We start from the raw sequence: 17,870 nt of genomic DNA on the forward strand, positions 1-17,870 counted from the left end.
TTATTTCACGTTTCGCTGGAAGACATAATCAATTTACCGGCGGCTTTCAGCCGCGCGATAATCCCGCTTGGTGGAACTTGGTGCTGGGGCGTTGTAAAGGTGATGGGTTTTTCCTCCCATTCTTCCTCGACAGACGTTTCCGTTGCTTGTTGGTTTCGCGCAAGTAATTCCTTTACCGCTTGGGCATCGGGCTGTTTTCCTGCGAGTTTTATGAGCAGGTGAAAGATCCCTGCGTACGCTGACTGGCGCTCGTCGAGGCGCTGGGCTAAGGCGGCAAATACATGGGCCGGTTGCGATAGCCAGTCACGGATTTCGGTTTCTGGCAAGCAGGAAATAAATTCCAGAAAGATCGGGATGTAATCAGGCAGCTCATCGCGTTGAAGGAAGCAGCCGTGTGCAATGTACTCTTCGCCCAGATTGAGCATTGCCTGGCCGCGCTCGCGGCTTTCACCGTGAATATGTTCAAAAAAATGTAGTGATAGGGCGCGGGAGCTGTCGAATAAATCGCTGTAGTCCACTTGTAAGTTCAGCAGCTCTTGCTGTAAATAACTACGTAGCAAGGGGGCAATCATGGCGCGATCTATGCTGGAAAGTGCTTGCTCACTGTCCAGTGTTTCGCGAATATCATTGATATGCGTTTTCACGGATTCACTGGGGTAGTCCAGTAGTAACGCCAGAGCACGTAATAACCTTTTCATTAGGGGGTATCCGTATAGCGTTTGCCCGGCATGCGCTTGGGGCCGCCAAATAGATCAAGCTTGGTACTTCCGTTATGTGGTTCCGTAAAGCTAAAGCCCATAGCACCGCGCAGGTGGTATGCATTTTCTTCGGATTCACGGTGGTTGGTCGGGATTACGTAGCGGTCTTCGTAGGCGGCGAGCGCCATATAGCGGTACATATCCTCAATGGTTTTCCGGGTGAGACCGACGCTCTTTGGAATTTTCTCATTGGTTACCCCCCCAACAGTTTTAGCGCGCATGTAGGCACGCATTGCCAGCATTCGCTCCAATGCGCGGGTTACCGGTACTTCGTCGCCGGCCGTGAGCAGGTTGGCCAAATAACGCAGAGGGATACGCAGTGAACTGACATCCGGCATACCGTGATTCACTGCGATCTTGCCGGCCTCAGCGGCGGATTGGATTGGCGATAGAGGGGGCACATACCAAACCATCGGCAGCGTGCGATATTCGGGGTGCAAGGGGAAAGCAACCTCCCAGTCCATCACCATTTTGTACACGGGTGAGCGGGTTGCCGCATCCAGCCATGCCTGGGGGATGCCATCGCGGATGGCTTGCGCCTGGACCTTGGGGTCGTGGGGATCGAGAAAGATGTCCCTTTGTGCGGGATACAGGTCTTTTTCATGTTCTACGGAAGCGGCTTGCTCGATGCGGTCGGCATCGTAGAGCATAACGCCCAGGTAACGAATACGGCCTACACAGGTTTCCGAGCATACCGTAGGCATCCCGGCTTCGATTCTGGGATAACAAAAAATACACTTCTCAGATTTGCCGGTGGACCAGTTGTAATAGATCTTCTTGTAGGGGCAGCCGGAAACACACATACGCCAGCCGCGGCATTTGCCCTGATCAATCAGGACGATGCCATCCTCCTCGCGTTTATATATGGCGCCAGAAGGACAGGAGGCTACACAGGAGGGATTCAGGCAGTGCTCGCACAGCCTGGGTAAGTACATCAGAAAGGTTTGTTCGAACTGGCTGTAGATCTCCTTTTCGACACCGGCGAAGTTATAGTCCTTTGAGCGCGCACTGAATTCGCCGCCCAGATCATCCTCCCAGTTGCCGCTCCATTCGATTTTTGTCAGCACATCACCGGTGACCAGAGAGCGGGGCTTGGCTGAGGGCTGTGCCTGGAGCTCAGGAGCCTTTTGCAGCCAGTCGTATTCGAAGGTGTAGGGCTCATAGAAATCATCAATTTCCGGCAGGTCCGGGTTGGCAAAAATATTGGCCAGTAAGCGCCACTTTGAGCCAGCCCGGGGCTGGAGTTTGCCATTTTTCTTGCGAATCCACCCGCCGTTCCAGCGCTTTTGGTTTTCCCAGTCCTTCGGGTAACCGACACCGGGTTTGGATTCCACGTTGTTAAACCAGGCGTATTCGACACCTTCACGGTTGGTCCATACATTTTTGCAGGTAATTGAACAGGTATGACAGCCAATACACTTGTCGAGATTCAGGACCATCCCAATCTGGGCACGGATTTTCATCTCAGCTTCCTGTCTTTATGCCGGCGACCTTGCGCGTCCATTTTCAAATCCATAACAACTCACAAAATTATTGTGCTGGGGCACTGGTGAGGGTGAGGCTGTTTAAGTCGTAGCCGGTAGTACTTCCTTGTCAAACCAGTTGATTTCATTCATTTTGCGCACCACCACAAACTGGTCGCGGTTGGCGCCGACGGTGCCGTAGTAATTGAAACCATAGGCCAGTTGGCAGTAGCCACCGATCATGTGGGTTGGTTTCATATTGACCCGGGTAACTGAATTGTGGATGCCGCCGCGCTGGTTGGTAATTTCCGAGCCCACGGTATTTACGATTTTTTCCTGGGCGTGGTACATGATGGCTGAGCCCGGCATGATGCGCTGGGAGACCACCGCGCGGGCCGTCAGGGCACCATTGATGTTGAAGGCCTCGATCCAATCGTTGTCCCTGATACCGGCTCTTTGTGCATCTTCCTCACTGATCCACACCACCGGGCCGCCCCGGTTGAGGCTCAACATAATCAGGTTTTCAGTATAGGTAGAGTGGATTCCCCATTTCTGGTGGGGAGTGAGAATATTGAGTTGGATCTCTGGGTTTCCGTTGGGGATTTTCCCCAGCACCTGTTTGATCGAACGGGTATCGATAGGAGGCCGCCAGGTAACGAACCCCTCTCCAAACGCCAGCATCCAGTTGTGGTCCTGGTACAGTTGTTGGCGGCCTGTGATTGTGCGCCAGGGAATCAGCTCGTGTACATTGGTCCAGTTAGAAGTGTAGGAAACATGCTCGCTTTCGATACCGGACCAGGTGGGAGAGGAAATGATTTTTCGGGGCTGTGATACCACATCGCGAAAACGGATTTTTTCCTCTTCCTTACCCTCGGCCAAGTGCTCGTGGTTACGGCCGGTATTTTTGCCCAGTGCTTGCCACGCCTTTACCGCTACTTCACCGTTGGTTTCCGGTGCCAGCATCAGAATGGTTTCACAGGCCTCGATGTCGGTTTCGATTTTGGGGCGCCCGGCGCACTCACCTGACTTGATCCTGCCATTGAGATTAGCCAGGTTATCGATCTCGGTATTGGTATTCCAGTTGAGCCCTTTGCCACCATTGCCTTTGTGTTCCAGTTCTGGGCCTATGGAGGTAAAGCGTTCATAGGTGGCTGGATAGTTACGCTCTACAATGGCGATACTGGGCATGGTAACGCCAGGCTCGGGCTCGCATTCACCGCGCTTCCAATCCTTGGGTTCGTAGGGCTGGGCAATTTCCCCGGGTGTGTCGTGCTGGATCGGGGTCAATACTAAATCCCGCTCCACGCCGAGTACCTCCGGACATATTTCTGAGAATTTCCGGGCAATCCCTTTGAAAATATCCCAGTCACTGCGACACTCCCAAACCGGGTCCACCGCAGCGGTTAAAGGGTGGATGAATGGATGCATATCTGAGGTGTTGAGATCGTGTTTCTCATACCAGGTGGCGGTGGGCAGGACTATGTCGCTGTACAAACTGGTGGTCGACATGCGGAAATCAATATTCACCATCAGGTCCAGTTTGCCGGCAGGGGCCTCTTCATGCCAGCGCACTTCACTGGGTCGCCCCTCATCAGCATCATTTTCTTCTCCCACCACGCCGTGCAATGAACCGATAAAGTGTTTGAGAAAATACTCGTGACCTTTGCCGCTGGCACCCAGCACATTGGAGCGCCAGAAGAACATGTTGCGCGGCCAATTCTGGGGACTGTCCGGGTCCTCGCTGGCAAATGCCAATTCGCCGGATTTTAATTTTCTGGGAATTGCTTCTGCGGGGGATTCCCCTGTTTCGGTAAGCTGTTTAGCAACTTCTAGTGGATTAGTATTCAGTTGTGGTGCGGAAGGCAGCCAGCCCATACGTTCGGCGCGCACGTTGTAGTCGATGATCTCCTGGCCCCAGTCTCCCCTGGGGGCGAGTGGGGAAAGGATGTCGGAAACCTTCAGGGATTCATAGCGCCACTGGTTGGTATGGGCATAGAAAAATGAGGTGCCATTCATATGGCGGGGAGGGCGGTTCCAGTCCAGGGCGAAGGCGACTGGCAGCCAGCCGGTTTGTGGGCGAAGTTTCTCCTGGCCGACGTAGTGTGCCCATCCTCCTCCTGATTTACCCACACAGCCGCACATGATCAGCAGTGCAATAATGCCGCGATAGCTCATGTCCATGTGGTACCAGTGATTGAGGCCGGCGCCCAGGATCACCATGGATCGGCCTTCAGTAGCCTCAGCATTGGTGGCAAATTCCTGTGCAACATGGATGATGGCATCGCGTTTTACACCGCAAACTGATTCGGCCCAGGCGGGGGTAAAAGGCAGATCATCATCGTAGCTTTTTGCTATATTGCCGCCGCCGAAGTCGCGATCGACGCCATAGTTGGCAAGAAACAGGTCGAAGGTGGAGGCTACTTGGCAAGGGCCTCCTTTTAGTTCGACGGTCGTTACCGGTATCGTACGCGCCAGGATGGTATCGTGCCCGGTTGCAACAAAGGTTTCAGGGGCATCGGCGCCAAAATAGGGGAATGCAACGGCTTCCCGGCTGTCCGATATTTTCTCCAGGCTCAGTGCGAGCTTGATAGCGCGCCCCTGGCCATCTTTCTCTTCCAGGTTCCACTTGCCCTGTTGTCCCCAGCGGAATCCGGCACTGCCGTTGGGGCAGACAATATCACCGCTGGGTTCATCGAAAGCGACGGGTTTCCAGTCGGGGTTGTTGTCCTCACCCAGAGCGCCGCTGAAGTCGGCCGCCCGCAACAACCGGTCTGGTACTAACTGTCCATCCCGCTCAACCAGTTTGACCAGGAATGGCATGTCAGTGAATTGCCGTGCGTAGTTCATAAAATACGGAACCTGCCGCTTTACATAGTACTCGGTGAGAACAACATGTCCAAGTGCCAGGGCCAAGGCGGCATCTGTTCCCTGCTTGGGGTGCAGCCACAGATCGGCAAACTTACAGGCCTCGCTATAGTCCGGTGAAACTACAACGCTTTTAGTGCCTTTGTAGCGCACTTCGGTATAAAAGTGCGCATCTGGTGAGCGTGTCTGTGGGACATTTGACCCCCATACCAGGAGATAGCCGGAGTTGTACCAGTCAGCGCTCTCAGGAACGTCGGTTTGCTCTCCCCAGGTTTGGGGGGAAGAGGGGGGTAGGTCACAGTACCAGTCGTAAAAGCTCAGCAGCACGCCACCGAGAAGTGATAAATAGCGACTGCCGGCGGCATAGGAAACCATCGACATTGCGGGAATAGGGGAGAAGCCAGCGACTCGGTCGGGTCCGTACTTGTCGATCGTATAGGCGTTAGCTGCGGCGATTATCTCATTGACTTCATCCCAGCCGATACGGACGAAACCACCCCTACCACGGCGGGAAACCCAGCTCTCACGACTGTTCTGGTCTTCTGTAATAGAGCGCCAGGCATCTACAGGGGATTTAGAGGTGCGCGCGTTGCGCCAGGCCTCCACCAATCGTGCCCGAACCAGTGGGTATTTCACTCGGGTGCCGGAATAGAGGTACCAGCTGTAACTGGCACCCCGGGGACAGCCTCGCGGTTCATGGTTGGGTAGATCGGGCCGGGTGCGGGGGTAGTCAGTCTGTTGAGTCTCCCAGGTAACAATGCCGCCCTTTACGTAGATTTTCCATGAGCAAGAGCCGGTGCAGTTGACACCGTGGGTAGACCGTACAATTTTGTCAGCCGCCCAGCGTTTACGATAGGCATCCTCCCAACCCTGGGACTCACCTGTTGTAATTCCATGAGCGTCAGAAAAAGTTTCGGTGCGTTGGCGAAAAAAGGTGAGGCGGTCCAGGAAGTGACTCATATGCTATTCATCCATGAGTGCATGAGAGAGTAAGCGGTGCGCCTAGTGCCTAGAGGCTAGCTGAGACTTTTGCTATTTCAAGGTTGTTTCTTTTTCATTCCCTGAAGATAGCTGCAGCCGAGCAGAAAAATATGTGGAATGAAGTGGTTGAGGATTCAGCTGACTTTCAAGCTAGTGGCACTTGTCTAGTGCTGGAGTTTGAAATTTCCTGAGGGGTTGTAAGTAGGCCAATAGATGGGGGAGTGAAGTGCTTTAGAAAACTGAATGAGTCTTCTAGGGAGCCTCTGGGTTATTCAGAGGTTCCCTGGATTGCTAAAACGAGCTGCAAAAAAGGCGATTACGCCATATTTATCACTGTGGGTAGTTATTTAGCCCAGTGCTTTGACCAATAATGCCCGCTGCAATTGCGTATCTTCAATACCTTCCGGCCGAGGAATTTTCACAATATGCCCTGAGCCTGGCGCCACATCGACAGCCTTACCTTCCGTATTCTCCATTTGCTCCAAGGGGAAGAACAAGCTACCGCTGGGAGTCATTAACTCCAATTGATCACCGCGTTCAAAGCGATTTTTTACATCAATCGTCAAATACTCAGGACTGCCGTCAATAAGCTCGCCTACGAACTGTTGGCCCGGAGTTGATATCAATCCCTTTTCATATTGCTGGTATTCAGCTGGTGGATGGCGACGGTAGAAACCTTCCGTGTAGCCCCGGTTCGAGAGGGTTTCTAATTCGTCCATCATCTTCATGTCAAAGTCTTTTCCTGCTGCAGCATCGTCTATCGCGCGACGATAGATCTGAGCAGTACGAGCCACATAGTAGTGGGATTTGGTGCGACCTTCGATTTTTAAAGAGTGAACGCCCATTTCCGAGAGACGCTTGACGTGTTGTACCGCCCGCAGATCTTTGGAGTTCATGATGTAGGTACCGTGCTCATCTTCGTAGGCCGGCATATATTCTCCAGGGCGACCCTCTTCCTGTAGTAAAAAGGCCTGGGAAGTACTTTCACTGGCGGAGGTGGGTTGCTTGGTGGGTTCCTGGGTTTGCACATGAATCAACTCGCCAACTTCATTCTCTTTGGCTTCATGAGCTTGGTATTGCCAGCGGCAGGAGTTGGTGCAGGCGCCCTGGTTGGCATCTCTATGGGTCATATAACCGGATAGCAAGCAGCGCCCGGAATAGGCGATACAGAGCGCACCGTGGACAAAGACTTCCAACTCCATTTCAGGCACTCTCTGGCGAATTTCTTCAATCTCATCCAGGGATAATTCCCGGGAAAGTATCACCCGAGATAACCCCTGGCGATGCCAGAACTTTACGGTCGCGTAGTTTACCGCATTGGCCTGTACGGATAGGTGGACTGGCAGATCAGGCCAGCGCTCCCTTACCATCATTATCAGGCCCGGGTCGGACATAATCAGGGCGTCAGGCCCCATTTCGACAATTTCTTCCAGGTCCCGCAGGTAACTGCGAACTTTGTCGTTGTGAGCGGCGATATTAGAGGCGATATAGAACTGTTTTCCCTGCTGGTGTGCTTCTTCTATGCCTAGGCGCAGGGTTTCAATATTTTTAAATTCATTATTGCGCACACGCAAGCTGTAGCGGGGTTGGCCGGCATAAACGGCATCGGCACCATAGGCAAACGCATATCGCATATTTTTTAAAGTCCCTGCGGGGGACAGTAACTCAGGTTTAAACACGGAAAAACTCATAGTGGAATAGTCGGACGCGGCCGCATGTTAACGGTATTCAAGATCGCGCTAATTGATATAAATCAATTAGCGCTGGGGTGGGGGTGATAAGCTGTTATGGAGGGAATCTATGCTGTTACTCTAGCCGAATAATAGACCTCTAACCTCTGATTTTTGCTGTTTACTTTTTAGTTCTGCAGGACCTGCTGATAACCCTGTGTGTATACCCAGTCATTATTCTTGGCAGGCAAATGACATCCAAAACAGTTGTTAAGCCCGGTGCCTTTCCAGGTTTCAGTTTCACTTTTGGCTATTCCTGGCTTAAATAAAGCCCATCCCCAGCCTTCTGCCCAAGCCGGGTTTTCTGGGAAGCGGTTGTTATCGTCTTTTACCATCATAAAAGTGAATTGAAGGTCTGAGGAGTAATAAGCCAACCCTGTGGTTAAGGGCTCCGATTGGGTGCTATTAACATCCTTTACCAAAACTGTCCCATCGGGAAATTTCCCCTTTTTGCGATACCCTTCTACTGCCTGGGGCTGGGTATAAACATTATGAGTATCCCATCCATCGCCACTCGAGGACTTTACCTGATAGGAGCCCAGGAAGACCCATTCCCGGCGGTAATTATCCGGCAAAGTAATATTCCCCTGGCTATCAACCATGCTTTTATAGGTTGAATTGAGGTTTTCATCGGCCTTTGCAGAAATACCCAATACGAGTGTCAGAACTAAAGAGGTAAATAAGTAGGCGCTGCGCATAATCCTTTTCCATTGCTGTTGATGTGGGAGAGCTATACCCGGGTTTCAGCTGCTGGAAAGTATATGAAGGCGGGAAGGGTAAAACTGTCAGCTGGCTGACACTGGCGCATATATTTGGTTCTCTGCCAGGCCTTTTAACGCGGTTTGATCGAGAAGGCAGATATATTGGCGCGTATAGTCGATAACTCCATCAGACTTCCACTGTTTAAGCTGTTGGCTGACTGTTTGCCTGCTGCCACCGGCCATGGCGGCCAATTCGGACTGGGTCAACTTGATGTCGAGTTGATGTCCATGACCACAGGGTTGTCCCCGGTAATTAAATAGTTGTGCTAACAAATTGGCCAACCGGACCGGTAAAGGGGCGGTGATGTGGAGGAAAAGACGTTGCTGAAGCTGAGATTCCCTTGTGGCTAGTTGTTGCAATAGCCCATCGTGGGTCTGTGATTGGCGCTCCATCACGACGTTTAGATGTTGAATGGATGTAACTTCCAGTTCACTGCCGGATTTGGCGGTTGCTTGAATGTCCAGGTTTTTCCCAGTTAGACCTGGTCCAAACCATGATCCGGGCCCATAGAGATCGATAATGGCTAGGTTGCCGCAGTAGTCCACTTTTTGGATAAGGACGTAGCCGGCATGAATAAAATAAATCTGGGGACCAGAATCCCCTTGTCGGAATAATACCGTTTCTTTGAGGAATCGAAGTGTTTTTATTGGGTCGCTAGTTCGTTGCAAGTGGGTTGATTCCTGTTTTTAGAGATTCCTAACAATATAGAATTCTTCGGTCGTTTGTTTAGCTATCTGAAGTTTAGGAAGCAGCTAATCTTACTCCATCTGTTTTGCCCTCCGACAATTTCACGGGCTATTCAATCATGATTGCTGACCCCGCTCCGAATATCCGCCCCGATTACGATCAGGTGATACAGGATATCGCAGATTATGTGCTTCATTTCAAAGTGGGTTCCAGTGATGCTTGGGAAACAGCACGGTTAAGCCTGATGGACTCCTTGGGGTGTGCCTTTCTGGCGTTGAGTTTCCCTGAATGTACAAAGTTGTTAGGACCCTGGGTGGAGGGGACCTGGGTGCCGAATGGGGCCCGGGTACCTGGCACCCGGTTTCGCTTGGACCCGATAAAAGCGTCATGGGACATCGGCTGTACAATCCGATGGCTCGATTACAACGACACTTGGTTGGCGGCTGAATGGGGGCATCCCTCTGACAATCTTGGGGCAATATTGGCCGTTTGTGACCACCTGTCGCAAGGCCGATTAGTTAAAGGGGGAAGCCCAATAAAAATGGGCTCGGTACTCGAAGCAATGGTCAAAGCCTACGAGATTCAAGGTGTCTTGGCATTGTCTAACAGCTTTAATCGGGTTGGGCTTGATCATGTACTACTGGTGCGGGTTGCTTCTGCCGCTGTGGCTGCCTGGCTTAAAGGTGCTGGGCGGGAGGAAGTAATGGCGGCGGTGTCTCAGGCGTGGGCGGATGGTGGAGCATTGCGGACCTATAGGCATTCCCCGAATACTGGGTCACGTAAGTCCTGGGCTGCAGGTGATGCCAGTTCCCGTGGGGTTCGCCTGGCTGATTTGGCGATAAGTGGAGAAATGGGGGTGCCCGGAGTACTTACGGCAAAGCAATGGGGATTTTATGATGTCCTGTTTAGCAAGACTAATGCTGAGCAGCAACTAAAATCACCATCAGAACGCAGTTTTCAGTTCCCCAGAAGTTTTGGCTCCTATGTTATGGAGAATATTCTATTTAAAATCTCTTATCCGGCTGAGTTTCACGGTCAAACAGCTTGTGAGGGGGCAATTATTTTGCACCCACAGGTTGCAGACCGTATCGGTAACATTGCGAAGGTAGTAGTGACCACACATGAATCAGCCCTTCGCATCATCACTAAATCAGGCCCATTAAATAATCCGGCAGATCGGGATCACTGTTTGCAATATATTGTTGCAGTGGCGCTTATTTTTGGTGACTTACAGCCAGGTTTTTATGAAGATGATTTTCATCGCGAGCACAAAGAAATCGATACCTTGCGGGACAAGATTGAAGTGATAGAGGATAAAGGTTACTCAAAAGATTATTTAGACCCAGATAAGCGTTCTATAGCCAGTGCGGTACAAGTATTTTTTAAAAGCGGTGATACATCAGAAAAGATTGAAGTTGAATATCCGATAGGACACCGCCGTCGGCGACGGGAGGGGATTCCGTTATTGGAAGATAAGTTCCGTAAAAATTTAGCTACACGATTCCCTCAAGGGCGGGCTAACAAAATATTTGCAGCTATTAATGACCTTCAAGGGTTAAAGCAGTTGTCAGTTAATCGCTTTATGGATCTATTGGTTATTTAGAAGGCTCCTTAGTAAATTCCAGAGTAAAAAAGGCGGCCATAGGCCGCCTTTTTTACTGCTCAATCTTCCCTATGCGACAGAATCGCACTTCCCAAATTGGATCGCCGCACCTCAGGAATGATTAGAACTTGTATTCAACACCAATACCGGCGTAGCTGCGATCGTAGTCGTCGTCAGCGGTTTCGTCGGTGTAGAAGCCGAAAATTTTGGCTGCACTGTTGAATTTGTAGTCTGCGCCCAGGCTGAAAGTTTCACCGCCTTCTTCTTTGATATCAGATTGGCCGTATTGGGCTTTCAGTGTCCACTGGTCCAGTTTGTAAGCAACAGAACTCATCCAGCCATCAACAGTTTCCCCATCATCCGCGTCTTGCTCTTCGAACAGGGCGCCTACCTGTACGGGGCCGATGTTGTACTGGGCTACGAAACGATGAACATCAACGTCCTGATCTTCAACGTCCTGGTCCATAGCGTAGGCCAGGTAAACACCATTGTTGTCGTAGGCGACAGACATGGATACGCCGTTGTTGCGTTCTTCGCCAGTTACGTCGTCAATAACTTCTTCTTTGTTGCTGATGAAAGCAGCGGAAGCTTTGAAGCCGCCGAAAGAAGGGGTAGTGTACTGAAGCGCGTCTTCTTCGCGGTTATCGCTGTTGGTGATCAGACTCTTGATATCGCCTTCCAGATCGTTGAACAGGTCAACTTTCTTCTGGGCAACTTTCAGGGGAGTATCGAATTTACCCGCGATCAATTGGCCGAAACCGCCTTCCAGGCCTGCGTAGATGTTGCGCTGGGAGAAAGTATCGTCAGCGTCACCGTCCATATCTACTTCGTATTCCATACGGTAGATACCTTTAACGCCTTCAGTCAGGGCGATTTCGCCCTTAACGCCCAGGCGGGAAGCGTTGCTCTGAACGTCGGTGACAGAATCATCACCTTCGTCAGCCGCCTGGAAAGTGACATTGGCTTTGCCGTAAAAGTCGAGTACATCGCCTTCATCTTGGGCGTTGGCCAGAGCAGGTACCATGGCAACGATGGCCAGAGAGAGAGCGGTCTTATTCATAATCGTCTCGCACAGTTTATGGTTTTGGGTTGAAAGGTGCCTTCCGTGTTGTCCTAGTTGGCTGCCTTTCGATTTGGTGCGGATTCTGCGTTTCGAATATTACAAACATGTTAAAAATGGCATTTTTCTTAAAAATATGTGACTGACCAGTGCTATGAATGGCAGGTTAGCTAGCTACTGTGCGGCTTTGGGCGCCTTGAGGGGCGGGGCGCAATCATCGTTGATTTGGGTGTGAGTGGTCAATAGTTGAACAGAAAGGGTGGTGCAAGGGATGGCGCTGCGGGTGGAATTATTGAGTTTGGGAGGCCTGAATCACAGGTTCTCGCATTTACTGGCCGGGGCGAGAGGCATTATCGATCTCGCAGGGCCCAGCATATACCTTTGGGTTTACTCACTATCCATAATTGCGGTTGGCTGCCTTGCCCAATTGCCTGCTGAAAGTACGCTGTGGATATTGTATATCTCCCTATCCTTGCTGGTTGGGGGGATCACACGCCGCTGGCGCTTCCTTGCTCTGATCCTTCTCTCATTTATTGGTGCGGCCTGGGCACTCCACTCTCATGAAGTATCCCTGGATCGACGGCTTCCCCTCAACGCACACGGTGCAGACTTTGTACTTCAGTTGGATCTAGTCTCCCTGCCTGAGCTAACGGAGGGGGGAGGATTTGGCGCTGGTCCCGAATCACGAACGGTGCGTTTCCGGGCTCGAGTTGTGGATATCGTTTCTAGTTCTTTAACTGAAGAGGAGCCCCAGTTATCACCGCCAGAGCTATCTATCGGTAGCCTTCTCAACCTAACCTGGTACCGAGTTGACGGTGAGGCTCTAGCTCGTCTGCGGGGTGGCTCCCAATGGGTATTGCCTGTCCGATTGAGAAGCCCAAGGGGAAGTGTTAATCCACATACATTCGACTATGAAGGCTGGCTGTTGCGAGAGGGAATTACGGCAACAGGTTATGTTCGCCCCCGCGATTATCCCCCTCAGTGGCTGGGGCAGGGGGGAGGCATTATCGAGTTAAGGGATGAATTGCGCTCCCAAATTAGCCAGTTACCGATCCATCGACCGGACCTGATAGCGGCGCTATTACTAGGGGATCGCAGTCAGTTGAGCGAAGGTGATACCGACCTGCTTAAAAGGACAGGTACAGGCCACCTGATAGCCATATCTGGCTTACATGTGGGCATGGTGGCCGGTTGTATTTTGTTGATGGGCACCTTTCTGGCAAAAGGGATTGGGCTTTTCACGGGCACCAGCCGTTTTGGTATTGCGATAGGACTCGCCTTGGTGGCTAGCCTTGTTTATACCTTGATCGCCGGCGTTCCTCTATCCGCACAACGGGCGCTTGTAATGACCTGGGTGCTATTGCTGGGGTGGCACTGGCGGCGCAGACTGGGAGCGGGTTTTGCTTTCTCATTGGCACTGGCAATAGTGCTTAGCTTGCAGCCACTGGCTTTTTACAGTGCTGGCTTTTGGTTGTCATTTGTGGCCGTCGGCAGTCTGCTTTTGGGGTTTAGTGGGCGAATTGCTTTAAGTCGAGTGCCGCAATGGAGGCCGAAGGCTGAGGCCTCTGATGCTGTAACCTCATGGCAGCATCGATTTTCCCAGTTATCGTTATGGCAGCTGTTGCGCAGCCAGTGGCTGATTGCAATTGGCTTGTTTATCCCATCGATAATATATTTTTCTGGCTTTAGCCTTTCAGGTGTATTGGTCAATCTTGTAGCGATTCCCTGGATGGGCCTATCTATTTTGCCATCACTTATGTTAGGTGCTGTATTTATTGATACTCAGCTGGGTGTTTGGCTGCTGCAGTTTGCAGGTTGGCAATTGGATCTGCTGATGACTGCGCTCGATATTGTCGATCATTCGATACCGGGGTTCCGTGGTTTTGCGATTGCTTCCACTGCATTGGTGATAGTCATCGCCGGGCTTGGCGCGGTGCTACTTTTGCTGCCTAAAGGGTTGCCAGGGCGCAAGTTGGGCTGGTTATTTTTTCTTCCAGTTGCTCAGCCCTGGCTTTCTACATTGGCGCCGGCAGATGAGCGTTTGAAGTTGTCAGTCCTGGATGTTGGTCAGGGGTTGTCAGTAGTTATCAGCACTGGAAAAAGTCGTATTGTTTATGATGCAGGGCCTTCAATCCCCTCGGGCTGGAGCGCGGGAGGTTCGATAGTGGCTCCCTACTTGATGAGTAGCGGAGGTAGTGAACTAGATATGCTAATCGTCAGTCATGGTGATAGGGATCATGCCGGCGGCGTGGCGGGTTTACTTAGAAACATTGAAGCAAAAAAGCTCTATGCTCCGGGGACTTTAACTAGCAATTTACCATTATCGCCAGCCACGATTACTGAGCAGTGCTGGGCAGGAATGGAAGAACAGCTGGGAGATATATCATTTCGATGGTTATGGCCCTCCTTAACGGCACAGGGAGAGGAATTACTGGATGGTGAGGAGAACGATCACAGCTGTGTAATTTTGGCTGAGTGGCAGGGGGTGCGTTTACTGCTTACTGGGGATATCAGTCGTAAGGTTGAATATCAACTGTCTAAAATGTATCCACAATTTTCCGCTGTTGACGTACTGATCGCGCCTCATCATGGTTCCCGCTCTTCCTCATCGGTCGCTTTACTCGAATGGGCCAGGCCTAAACGGGTTGTATTTAGTGCCGGTTTCCGCCATCACTTTGGCCACCCTCACACCGATGTTGTGAAGCGCTACCAAAACTTCGGTGCAAGAATTTTAAATACCGCTGAGAGTGGTGCGATCGAGTTTTTGTGGAGGCACGGAGAGGAAGCACCTGAAGTTAAACAGGCTCGTTTGGCACCTCGGTTTTGGTATGCGAGTCACAACAGGGACTAACGAAGTATGGGAGGACTTAGCCGCCGGGATCAGCTGTGGTAAAGTGCAGCTCCACGCATATTTAGATGCGCTAATAATTTTTCCGATGAAGCCTTTCGCTGTTTGGGACTATAAAAGTGGTAGAAGAAACAAAACTATACGATTTATTAATGCTCGGCGGCTGGTTGATGGTACCAATCATGCTTTGTTCTGTAGCAGTTTTAGCTATCTGCGGAGAGCGTTTATGGACTTTGCACTCACAGCGCATTGCACCGAATACCCTTCTAGGGGAAGTTTGGGGTTGGCTCAAAAACAACCAGATCAATGCTGAAAAATTAAAGGAGCTGCGCGACTCCAGTCTATTGGGGAAAATCTTTGCTGCGGGTCTTTCCAATTCTCGCCACGGTCGCGAAGTAATGAAGGACAGTATCGAGGAGACTGCCAGTCAAGTAGTTCATGAGCTTGAGCGGTTTTTAGGTGCTCTCGGTACTATTGCTGCAGTGGCACCGCTAATTGGCCTGCTGGGGACTGTGATTGGCATGATTGATGTATTCGGACAAATTGTAATTCAGGGTACAGGTAATCCTGCTGCCTTAGCCGGTGGGATCAGTAAGGCCCTGATCACCACTGCTGCTGGCTTGACCGTAGCGATTCCGGCATTGATGGCGCATAGATACTTCCAGCGTCGCGTTGACACCATTGTTGTGGCAATGGAGCAGGAAGCGGTCAAGCTTGTTGATGCCTTGCATAGCGATCGTAAAATCGAAGTCGCAGCCTGAGTGGGGTAGCAAGCGATGCAATTCCGCCGCCAAGCCAAAGAGCAGGAAGGGGTTAACCTGACGCCGCTTATTGATGTGGTATTTCTGCTATTGATTTTCTTTATGGTGTCTACAACCTTTACTAAGGAAAGCCACCTTAAGCTGAATCTGCCTGAAGCAGCAGGCCCCCAAGCTGTTGAACAGCCTAAATTTGTGGAGATTTTGATCAGCTCCGATGGCTCATACTCAGTAGATGGGCAGGCTTTAATCAATAAGAAGATCAACACTCTCAAATCTGCGCTGTCGGAAGTTTCCGCAGGCGAGTACAATCGCCCGCTTGTGATAACCGCCGACGCCACCGCTCATCACCAAGCCGTGGTTCGGGCAATGGATGCCGCTGGACAGCTAGGCTTTGTCAACCTAAGCATTACTACACGGCAACCGGAAGAAAACTAGCGCGGAACCCTGACTGGGAACTGACTTACCTTCGGTTTCTGTGCCCACTCGCCCCAGTTGGGGCGAGTCCATTCATTGGTCTGTATGAAGAAAGTAAAAGCGCCTCCCAGCAAGCCGCAAAATGGGGCGGAAACTTATCGTCGATTGCTTACTTACGCCCGCCCGCACATGGCAATTTTTGGGGTTGCGGTACTGGGCTTTTTCCTGTTTTCGATCATGGGCGTCAGCCTGATTGCTGTGACCGAGCTGTTGCTCGATGCAGTGGGGGCTGGTATCCAAGAGAGTCGCGGGTTTCTCTCAAAGTTTGTAGCATCCTATTACCCCGATGGAGTAATGCCCCAGGAGACTGCTCGTTGGCTTGTACCGCTCGCAATGTTGCTGATTATTGTCCTTAGGGCTATTGGCAATTTTGTCGGCAGCTATGGTTTGGCCTATGTGGGCCGCGCAGTGATCCACGAGTTGCGAACACAGCTATTCGAGAGAATTGGCCAGCTTCCCAGCTCCTATTTTGACCGCTATACCGGCGCTTACCTGATCTCAAAGGTTTCATACAATGTTGAGCAGGTAACCAACTCCATCACCAAGGCGGTGAAGGTACTCTTCCGCGAGTCGTTTACGGTAATTGGTCTCTTGACCTACCTGTTACTGGTGAACTGGAAGCTGACTTTAACCTTCTTCCTTTTTGCCCCCTTGATCGCCTTTATTGTGCGTATCGTGGGTAAGCGTTTCCGCAAACTGAGCCATCGCATCCAGAATTCCATGGGCGACGTTACCCATGTCACCCAGGAAGCGATCAATGGCTATCAAGTGGTGCGGATGTATGGGGGACAGGATTACGAGAAATCCCGTTTCCTCTCTGCCAGCGACAATAACCGTCGGCAGTTTATGAAGCTCGTAGTAGCAAACAATGCCAGTGTTTCTGTGATTCAGATCCTGGTTGGTTTGTCTACTGCAACTATTGTCTGGCTGGCTCTGGCACCGGGTATGGTTGAGTCCATGACTGCTGGGGTTTTTGCCGCCTATATTGGTGCAGCTGCATCATTGGCTAAGCCAGTGCGCAGCCTTTCCGAAATTTTTGCCGATATCCAGAAGGGTATTGCGGCAGCGGAGAGTATCTTTGAAGTAATGGATGCTCCCAGAGAGCCCCAGGATGGTGAAGCTCAGCTACCTAAGCCTGTGAATGGAACAGTAGCTTTTGAAGGGCTTGAGTTTAGCTATGACCCGGCAGCACCCAAAGTACTCTCCGACATCAGTTTCGCGGTAAATCCGGGAGAAACGGTAGCCCTGGTGGGTGCGTCTGGCTCCGGCAAGAGCACGCTGGTAAGTCTGCTGGCTAGGTTTTACGAGCCGACAGGTGGACGTATCCTGGTCGATGGGGCTGATATTTCCAAGGTGCCACTTAAAGAGTTGCGCCGCCATATCAGTATGGTTTCCCAAAATATCGTACTGTTTAACGATACTGTATATCGCAATATTGCTTACGGTGAGTTAGAGCATGCACCGAAGGAAAATGTATTGCGTGCTATAGAGCAGGCACATGCGGCTCAATTTATTGAAGAGCTTCCCCAGGGGCAGGATACGGTTCTGGGAGATAATGCGCAGATGCTATCCGGCGGCCAGCGGCAGCGTTTGTCTATTGCTCGCGCCCTGCTTAAGGATGCGCCCATACTGATCTTGGATGAGGCTACCTCAGCGCTGGATAATGAATCGGAGCGCCACATTCAGGCGGCTCTGGCTGAAGTCATGAAAAACCGCACCACGTTTGTTATCGCCCATCGCCTGAGTACGATCGAGAATGCTGATCGTATTCTGGTGATGGAGAAAGGTCGAATTGTAGAGTGTGGGAATCACGCAGAGCTGCTTGTCCAGGGTGGGCGATACGCATCTCTGTTACAGCAGCAAACAATGGGGTAGGGC

12 protein-coding genes are annotated in these 17,870 nt (G+C 51.3%); 5 read left to right on the forward strand and 7 right to left on the reverse strand.

Translation table 11 applies throughout. The features are described from left to right. Positions 1-5: 5 nt before the first annotated feature. The 6 genes from narJ to ACJJIE_RS05075 form a co-directional block, all read right to left on the reverse strand. Positions 6-698, reverse strand: coding sequence for a nitrate reductase molybdenum cofactor assembly chaperone (gene narJ / locus ACJJIE_RS05050; protein WP_444893776.1), 693 nt, complete (start codon positions 696-698; stop codon positions 6-8). After that, positions 698-2,221, reverse strand: a complete 1,524-nt coding sequence (gene narH / locus ACJJIE_RS05055) for a nitrate reductase subunit beta (RefSeq protein ID WP_444893777.1) — start codon at positions 2,219-2,221, stop codon at positions 698-700. Before narH ends, narJ begins: the two co-directional genes overlap by 1 nt. A gap of 102 nt (positions 2,222-2,323) precedes the next feature. Further along, on the reverse strand, positions 2,324-6,046 hold the full coding sequence (locus ACJJIE_RS05060) for a nitrate reductase subunit alpha (RefSeq protein ID WP_444893778.1): 3,723 nt from the start codon (positions 6,044-6,046) through the stop codon (positions 2,324-2,326). A gap of 368 nt (positions 6,047-6,414) precedes the next feature. Further along, entirely contained in the window at positions 6,415-7,746 is a 1,332-nt protein-coding gene (gene trhP, locus ACJJIE_RS05065) for a prephenate-dependent tRNA uridine(34) hydroxylase TrhP (protein WP_444893779.1), read from the reverse strand. A 179-nt stretch (positions 7,747-7,925) separates the two neighbouring features. Next, entirely contained in the window at positions 7,926-8,495 is a 570-nt protein-coding gene (locus tag ACJJIE_RS05070) for a cytochrome P460 family protein (RefSeq protein ID WP_282932671.1), read from the reverse strand. An 87-nt stretch (positions 8,496-8,582) separates the two neighbouring features. Beyond that, positions 8,583-9,227 carry a Crp/Fnr family transcriptional regulator gene (locus ACJJIE_RS05075; RefSeq protein ID WP_444893780.1) on the reverse strand — a complete coding sequence of 215 codons (645 nt, stop codon included), beginning with the start codon at positions 9,225-9,227 and terminating at the stop codon, positions 8,583-8,585. Between the two features lie 137 nt (positions 9,228-9,364). Here ACJJIE_RS05075 and ACJJIE_RS05080 point away from each other — a divergent pair, with 137 nt between their 5' ends. After that, positions 9,365-10,849 carry a bifunctional 2-methylcitrate dehydratase/aconitate hydratase gene (locus ACJJIE_RS05080; RefSeq protein WP_444893781.1) on the forward strand — a complete coding sequence of 495 codons (1,485 nt, stop codon included), beginning with the start codon at positions 9,365-9,367 and terminating at the stop codon, positions 10,847-10,849. A gap of 121 nt (positions 10,850-10,970) precedes the next feature. Here ACJJIE_RS05080 and ACJJIE_RS05085 read toward each other — a convergent pair whose 3' ends face one another. Next, positions 10,971-11,909: a porin gene (locus ACJJIE_RS05085; protein WP_444893782.1), complete on the reverse strand. Its 939-nt coding sequence runs from the start codon at positions 11,907-11,909 to the stop codon at positions 10,971-10,973. Between the two features lie 271 nt (positions 11,910-12,180). Here ACJJIE_RS05085 and ACJJIE_RS05090 point away from each other — a divergent pair, with 271 nt between their 5' ends. The 4 genes from ACJJIE_RS05090 to msbA all read left to right on the forward strand — a co-directional run bounded on the left by ACJJIE_RS05090 (position 12,181) and on the right by msbA (position 17,867). Then, positions 12,181-14,760 (forward strand): DNA internalization-related competence protein ComEC/Rec2, encoded by a 2,580-nt coding sequence (locus tag ACJJIE_RS05090; protein WP_444893783.1) that lies wholly within the window; start codon positions 12,181-12,183, stop codon positions 14,758-14,760. Positions 14,761-14,909: 149 nt separating this feature from the next. After that, entirely contained in the window at positions 14,910-15,518 is a 609-nt protein-coding gene (locus ACJJIE_RS05095) for a MotA/TolQ/ExbB proton channel family protein (protein ID WP_282934683.1), read from the forward strand. Between the two features lie 15 nt (positions 15,519-15,533). Further along, positions 15,534-15,953 carry an ExbD/TolR family protein gene (locus tag ACJJIE_RS05100; protein WP_282932677.1) on the forward strand — a complete coding sequence of 140 codons (420 nt, stop codon included), beginning with the start codon at positions 15,534-15,536 and terminating at the stop codon, positions 15,951-15,953. Between the two features lie 84 nt (positions 15,954-16,037). Then, positions 16,038-17,867, forward strand: a complete 1,830-nt coding sequence (msbA, locus tag ACJJIE_RS05105; RefSeq protein WP_444893784.1) for a lipid A export permease/ATP-binding protein MsbA — start codon at positions 16,038-16,040, stop codon at positions 17,865-17,867. Positions 17,868-17,870 lie beyond the last annotated feature (3 nt).

This window comes from Microbulbifer maximicatervae (SeqCode), assembly GCF_052467325.1.

Coding starts and splice junctions, on each gene's coding strand:
- ACJJIE_RS05085 (WP_444893782.1), bottom strand. CDS start 11,909: ATGAATAAGACCGCTCTCTCTCTGGCCATCGTTGCCATGGTACCTGCT.
- narH (WP_444893777.1), bottom strand. CDS start 2,221: ATGAAAATCCGTGCCCAGATTGGGATGGTCCTGAATCTCGACAAGTGT.
- ACJJIE_RS05060 (WP_444893778.1), bottom strand. CDS start 6,046: ATGAGTCACTTCCTGGACCGCCTCACCTTTTTTCGCCAACGCACCGAA.
- ACJJIE_RS05090 (WP_444893783.1), top strand. CDS start 12,181: ATGGCGCTGCGGGTGGAATTATTGAGTTTGGGAGGCCTGAATCACAGG.
- msbA (WP_444893784.1), top strand. CDS start 16,038: ATGAAGAAAGTAAAAGCGCCTCCCAGCAAGCCGCAAAATGGGGCGGAA.
- ACJJIE_RS05070 (WP_282932671.1), bottom strand. CDS start 8,495: ATGCGCAGCGCCTACTTATTTACCTCTTTAGTTCTGACACTCGTATTG.
- ACJJIE_RS05095 (WP_282934683.1), top strand. CDS start 14,910: ATGCTCGGCGGCTGGTTGATGGTACCAATCATGCTTTGTTCTGTAGCA.
- ACJJIE_RS05080 (WP_444893781.1), top strand. CDS start 9,365: ATGATTGCTGACCCCGCTCCGAATATCCGCCCCGATTACGATCAGGTG.
- ACJJIE_RS05100 (WP_282932677.1), top strand. CDS start 15,534: ATGCAATTCCGCCGCCAAGCCAAAGAGCAGGAAGGGGTTAACCTGACG.
- narJ (WP_444893776.1), bottom strand. CDS start 698: ATGAAAAGGTTATTACGTGCTCTGGCGTTACTACTGGACTACCCCAGT.